Below are 6,349 nucleotides of genomic sequence, written 5' to 3' on the forward strand. Positions count from 1 at the left end.
GAACAGCGAATGTCGGTCGGAAGATACTCCTGGAACAGTCTGGCGCGGGCTCCCGGCATCCACCAATCGCCTGGCAAAATGTCTGCTTCGCGCGCGGCCGTCACAAACGCGCCTCGGGCGGCGGTGGAATGAGCTTCACCCCGCAGCACCTTCAGGCAAACCGCCTGCAATCAATTGTGAGTCTGGCTTTGGGCGCACCTCGGCCGCGTTCGTTGCACCGTCGTCGGTGCAGGTGCAGCGGTGCCAGCAGCGACCGTTCCAACCGAAGATCGCTGAACTGGGTGCTCCAGTCCGGCTAACGTCGAATGACGATGATGCCGGCGAGTGCGATGAGACCTATGCCGAGCATGGAAGCGCCGTCCAGACGTTCCGAGAACAGTAGGACGCCCCACAACACCGCAAATGCCAGATAGGAGAAGTCGCAGGTTGAGATCATGGCCGACGGTGCCCACTGGTACGCGACAGCAGTGCCGACGCTGCCGATCAACATTGTGATACTTAGCAGCACCATCAGCCCCCATTGGCTCCAGCCTATCGGTACCCACTCGCCTATCATCAGACTCTGCCCGCCATCGCTGCCAGCAATTATTGCCGCCAGGCTTGCCCCACCTGCCACAATGATCGCGATCAGATTGAATGTGAGTGCCAGAACGAACGGGTTTTCAGCACGGGTCCTGGTCCGCGTCAGCACCATCGCCAGGGCATAGAGAATGGCAGCCGCCAGTGGCATGAGGGTGTGGATACTGATGTCGCCGGCCTGCGGCTTCAGCATGAGTAGTACCCCTACAAACCCGAGCGCAACTCCGAGCCAACCTTGCAGGCCGACAGGCTCGCGGACCCAGAGTGCCGAGAATAGGGTAATGAACAGTGGGATCGTATAATAGACCGCGGCCGCTATCGAGAAATCGAGGCGCGAAAGCGAAGCGTAGTAGATCAGCAGACTGGACAGAAGCAGGCTGCTTCGAACCGTGGCCCAGCCAGGTCGAGCTGGGCTCAGCGATACCCGAGGCAACCTCCATTTCATCATAAAGATCAACAAGGGGATGGTGACGCAGGACCGCAAGAAGATGAATTGCGAAAGTGGCATGTCCGAGATCGTGATCTTGATGATCGCATCTGCGATCGAAAGCGTCAGATCAGTCAAGATCATCGCCGCCACGGCCATGCCTACTCTGTCGGTCCCGATGGTCGTCTGACGGATCGACATGTCCACCTTCCCTTTTCGCTACCACTTCCACGCTACCCAGCCGAGAGCGTTCCAACAATTCCGATCGCACGGACACACTGTCCGTGTCATTGTACAATCGCCAAGAACACCAACAGGGATGCGTCGCTTGGATAGCGTGGACGACATGATACTTCTGGCCGAAGTCGCTGAAACGGGCAGCTTTACGCGCGCCGGGGAGCGGATTGGGATGCCTAAGTCTACGGTCAGCCAGCGTATCGCCCAGCTGGAGGCACGTTTGGGACTGCGGCTCCTCAATCGTTCCACCCGGCACGTAAGCCTCACCGGCAGCGGTCAAGTCTATCTCGAATACTGTCGCCGCGTTCGTGCACAGGTTTCGGCCGCGAATATGGCGATGACCAATCTGAGGGAACAGCCTGTCGGGAAGCTGAAGATCACCTGCCCGGAGGTGACAGCGACGTATTTCATGCCGAGCTTTCTACACGGATTTACTACCCAGTTTCCCGGCATCGCCATCGAGTTGATCGCCACAAACCGGCATCTCAACATCATCCGCGAGCGGGTTGATTTCGCCTTTCGCGTTGGCACAACCACAGGTCAGGACATAATCATTCGGCGTATCTCCTCCATAAAACGGGTGCTTGTGGCCGCGCCAGCATTTCTGGCAAGTGGCATTCCTCTTCGGGAACCGACCGATCTGCTCCGGCGGCGCTGTCTGGTGCATGATGCGCAACCCGAATGGGTATTCTCGTCGGACGACACACCGCTCGTTCTACGGCCACCGCCTGCCGCGACCTCGGATTCAATGGGATTCCTATTGCAATTCTGCATCGCCGGAGAAGGGGTTGCACTCCTGCCCGCTTATGTGTGCCAGTCGTCCGTGGCCGTCGGCCGCCTCGTAGAATTATTCCCGGGCTGGGAAATCCCACCCTATGAAATGATGCTCATTTTCCCGCACCTGAAGAACCATTCCAAGGCGCAAGTGGCATTTCGCGATTATGTGAATACCTTCGATTTTTCACGGCTCGCCGCTGGGACACCCTGATCGACTTGGCCGCGATCCCAAAAAAACTCACGGGCAATTCGGATCAGGGAAGCCCCCCGCGGCGGTCACTAATTGCCGCATGTAGTCGGCTGTCTGGATTACACCAACAAGTGAACGGTGTGGCCTGTTTTGCAGCGAGACGCTCTGGTGGTGGGTGCCTACTTCAAGGGCGCAGCTAGTCAGACCCCGCGTGGTGCGTGAGATCGTTCCGCCGGTGGCTGCTAGGGTATTCTGTTCGTGACCAGCTTGCAGGCGCTCCTATTGTGCCTCGAGCAAAAAAGGATGCTTACGCGGCGGCCGCGGCCTCCACGAAACCTTCGACCCTGCCTCGTGGCGACCACACTTCGACATTGTCGATCAGCCGCGTCTGGCCAAGCCAGGCGGCGACGAGCAGTCGCGCCGGTCGGTTGGGGATGGCGATGATGGCGAGATCCTCGTCCGCGCGCAGCTCAAGATACTCGACCTGCGAAAAGCCTGCAGAGAGAATGGCCTGCCGTGCTTCGTCGAGCACGCGATCGATGCAGTGGTCACGCTTCAGCCGTCGGGCTGTCTCGAACAGGATTTCGGCCAGGCGAGGTGCTGCGCTCCGTTCGGCCGCCGACAGCCGCGCGTTGCGCGACGACATCGCCAGGCCATCGTCTTCGCGCATCGTCGGGCATGCGATGATGTCGATCGGGATGTCGAGATCGCACACAAGCCGGCGCACCACATGCAATTGCTGGAAATCCTTTTCGCCAAAGAATGCCATATCGGCACCGGTCTGGAGAAAAAGCTTGGTGACGACGGTCGCCACCCCGTCGAAATGGCCAGGCCGGAACGCGCCGCAAAGCCCCTCGCTCACCGCACTCACCGAAACCGTCGTGGCAAAACCTTGCGGATACACATCCGCCGCGTCGGGCGCATAGAGGATGTGGGCGCGGAGCGGCGCCAGTTTGGCGGCATCGTCATACTCGGTTCGCGGATAGGCGATCAGATCCACCGGGCTGTTGAACTGCTTCGGATTGACAAAGAGCGTGACGATTACCCGATCAGCCTTTGCGAGGGCGGCACGCACAAGGCTGAGGTGACCCTCGTGGAGAGCGCCCATGGTCGGTACGACCGCCACCTTCAAACCGTCCCGGCGCCACACGGCTACTATGCTGCGCAGTTCAGCAACTGTCCGAATAATGGGAATGCCCACGTTGGATCTCCTCTTTTCAGGTCTTCAGCTCGTCGCCGAACACGTGTTCTGCCGCTGGAAAGCGGCGCTCACGAACGTCGTGCGAGTAGGCCGAGATGGCCGCGGAAGCCGCCTCGCCCAGCTCGGCGTATCGCTTGACGAACTTTGGACGAAAGGCGCCGAACAGGCCCAGCATATCGTCAACGACGAGGATCTGGCCGTCGCAGGCCCGCGAGGCGCCAATGCCAATGGTCGGGATCGCAATCTCCTGCGTGATCCGCCGCGCCAGGGCTTCAGGTGTCTTCTCCAGCACGACCGCGAAGGCGCCTGCTTCGGCCACCGCGACCGCATCACGCTGGATGCGATCGGCATCGTCGCCCCGCCCCTGGACGCGGTAGCCGCCGGGTGCATTCACCGCCTGCGGCGTCAGGCCGACATGAGCCATCACCGGCACGCCACGCGCAGCAAGGAAGCGTATCGTCGCGGCCATGCTTTCGCCGCCTTCGAGCTTGACCGCCGCGCAGCCAGTTTGCGCCATTACGCGAGCAACATTGCGAAAAGCCTGTTCAGGACTTTCCTCATAGGAGCCGAACGGCATGTCGACGACCATCAGCGCCCGTTCGAGGCCCCGCCGCACCGCCTGGCCGTGCAGGATCATCATTTCGAGCGTGACGCCGAGCGTCGAAGGCAACCCGTGAAGCACCATGCCGACGCTGTCACCGACAAGCACCACATCGCAGTGAGCATCGACCAGTTGTGCAATGGGCGTTGTATAGGCAGTCAGACAGACCAGCGGCGTCCCACCCTTGCGTGTCGCAATGTCCGGTGGGGTCAAGGCCCTGATTGCTCGCGTTGCGCTCACCGACTTCCCTCACCTAACGTCAACCCGAAGGCATCTGCCACAAATTTGTGCAGATGCGAAGAAAAAATTGCAGTGCACAATAATTTGCTGACTATTTATTCCGCAAGCTGCGACGCCGCTTCGAATGAGCACGAGTGCGAAAGCGGGCTCTTAATCTCGCGCCCAGTCCACTTCCCTTGCGTCACTGCCGAGCGGCTTCGCGTTTGCGACGCTCTTGTGTAGACCGAAGGTCTAGGCCTTTACGGCGAGTGTGGTGTTGACAGGCTAAAGGGGCTGCTACACGCTGGTTAAATCGATTGAGAAGCTTCTCACGGAACTCTGCCCAACCCAGGCAACCATGGACGATCGCCCAAAAGCAACACGCAACGGTAGGGCCGCCGCCAAGGCCAAGCAAGTCGAAGCGGAGCTGATTGCCGTTGTCGTGTCCGTCAATGACGGTGAACCAGCGGTCCTCACCATCGGGCAGGGGGATTGCCTGCCCTCGGGGCCGTTCGCGCTGGAGCATCGATCGCTGCAGTCAGGTCTAAGGGCGTGGGTCGAGAAGCAGACTGGTCATCCCCTCGGCTATATTGAGCAGCTCTATACGTTCGCTGACGCCGACCGCGCCGACGGGCGCCAGCAGCGCGTCATTTCCATCAGCTATCTCGCTTTGACCCGGAAGGAACATGCCACCGGCGCATCCACCTGTGCCTGGCGGAGCTGGTACGATTATTTTCCGTGGGAGGACCACCGCCTCGGAACACCGGAACTGATTGCGGATGTTCTGAAGCCGCGTCTGCTTGCCTGGGCGGCCGATGCCAAGCAAACTGCGACGCGCAGTGAGCGGCGGCGGCGGGCTGCCATTGCTTTCGGGCTCGACGAGCGCCCCTGGAATGAAGAGCTGGCGCTTCAGCGCTATGAGCTGCTTTACGAGGCGGGTCTGGTGGCAGAGGCCACCCGCGACGAACGGTCGATCGCATCCGACTCAACAGCCGGGACAACGATGGTTGCCGACCATCGCCGCATCGTGGCCACGGGCCTTGCGCGCTTGCGCTCGAAGATCAAATACCGGCCAGTCGTCTTCGAGCTGATGCCGCCGGTGTTTACGCTGCTGCAGCTGCAACGGACCGTGGAAGCCCTGGCAGGCCGGCTGATCAACAAGCCTAACTTTCGCCGGCTCATCGAGCAGCAAGAACTGGTCGAGGAGACTGGCGAGACGTCTCTGGATACGGGCGGGCGCCCGGCCAAGCTCTATCAGTTTCGCCATGTCGTGCTGGATGAAACTGCCGTTGCGGGGACAAAATTGCCTCTGGCCCGGGGTTGACACGCTTATAGTCAACCTAGATATATACCCCTTATAGTCGAATGGATTATAAACGGGAGGCGCCGGTGAGCGGGACGATACCTTCGGCCGCGTCCCTGTATCAGCGCGTCCAGCGCGTCATCCCCCCAGTGGAATGGGCGGCTTTCAGCGACGACGTCGAGGCCATTCTGGCGCTAAAGCGCGAGCGCAACGCCGTTATCCTGGCGCACAACTATCAAACCCCCGAGATCTTCCACTGCGTGGCCGACATCGTCGGCGACAGCCTGGCGCTGGCCCGCAAGGCAATGACCGTCGATGCGGACATCATCGTGCTCGCCGGCGTGCATTTCATGGCTGAGACGGCGAAGCTCCTCAATCCGGACAAGACGGTGCTCATTCCAGATCTCGGCGCAGGCTGCTCGCTGGCTGACTCGATCGCTGCGAACGATGTGCGGCTGATGCGGCAACGCTATCCTGGCGTGCCGGTCGTGACCTACGTCAATACGTCCGCTGCCGTGAAGGCCGAGTCGGACATCTGCTGCACCTCCGGCAACGCTTTGGCTGTGGTGGAGTCGCTTGGTTGAGCGGGTGATCATGCTGCCCGATGAATACCTGGCCAGGAACATCGCGGCACAGACTTCGGTCGAGATCATCGCCTGGAACGGTCATTGCGAAGTGCATGAGCGCTTCACGCCAGCCGACATTCGCGAGCTGCGGGATGCCTACCCTGGCGTTACCGTGCTTGCCCATCCTGAATGCCCGCCGGAAGTTGTCGCGGTTGCCGATTTCGCCGGCTCGACTGCGGCGATGTCGGA

Annotated in this window: 5 protein-coding genes and 1 pseudogene; 3 read left to right on the forward strand and 3 right to left on the reverse strand. The window is 60.6% G+C overall.

From position 1 onward, the window contains the following. Positions 1 to 295: 295 nt before the first annotated feature. On the reverse strand, positions 296 to 1,207 hold the full coding sequence (locus tag NKJ06_RS12650; RefSeq protein ID WP_352809932.1) for a DMT family transporter: 912 nt from the start codon (positions 1,205 to 1,207) through the stop codon (positions 296 to 298). A 145-nt stretch (positions 1,208 to 1,352) separates the two neighbouring features. Here NKJ06_RS12650 and NKJ06_RS12655 point away from each other — a divergent pair, with 145 nt between their 5' ends. Continuing rightward, the gene (locus NKJ06_RS12655) at positions 1,353 to 2,231 is read left to right on the forward strand and encodes a LysR family transcriptional regulator (protein WP_352809939.1); all 879 of its coding nucleotides are present in this window, start codon (positions 1,353 to 1,355) and stop codon (positions 2,229 to 2,231) included. 286 nt (positions 2,232 to 2,517) lie between these two features. Here the strand turns inward: NKJ06_RS12655 and panC are convergent, their stop codons facing one another. Together panC and panB are read right to left on the reverse strand one after the other, a co-directional pair. Beyond that, on the reverse strand, positions 2,518 to 3,411 hold the full coding sequence (gene panC / locus NKJ06_RS12660) for a pantoate--beta-alanine ligase (RefSeq protein WP_352809934.1): 894 nt from the start codon (positions 3,409 to 3,411) through the stop codon (positions 2,518 to 2,520). Positions 3,412 to 3,427: 16 nt separating this feature from the next. Next, on the reverse strand, positions 3,428 to 4,252 hold the full coding sequence (panB, locus tag NKJ06_RS12665; RefSeq protein WP_352809936.1) for a 3-methyl-2-oxobutanoate hydroxymethyltransferase: 825 nt from the start codon (positions 4,250 to 4,252) through the stop codon (positions 3,428 to 3,430). 337 nt (positions 4,253 to 4,589) lie between these two features. Here panB and NKJ06_RS12670 point away from each other — a divergent pair, with 337 nt between their 5' ends. After that, positions 4,590 to 5,555, forward strand: coding sequence for an NUDIX hydrolase (locus tag NKJ06_RS12670; RefSeq protein WP_352809937.1), 966 nt, complete (start codon positions 4,590 to 4,592; stop codon positions 5,553 to 5,555). Between the two features lie 65 nt (positions 5,556 to 5,620). Next, positions 5,621 to 6,349, forward strand: a pseudogene (gene nadA, locus NKJ06_RS12675) (quinolinate synthase NadA); the annotation flags it as partial.

Source organism: Mesorhizobium sp. M0293 (genome assembly GCF_040321735.1).
GTDB lineage: Bacteria > Pseudomonadota > Alphaproteobacteria > Rhizobiales > Rhizobiaceae > Mesorhizobium.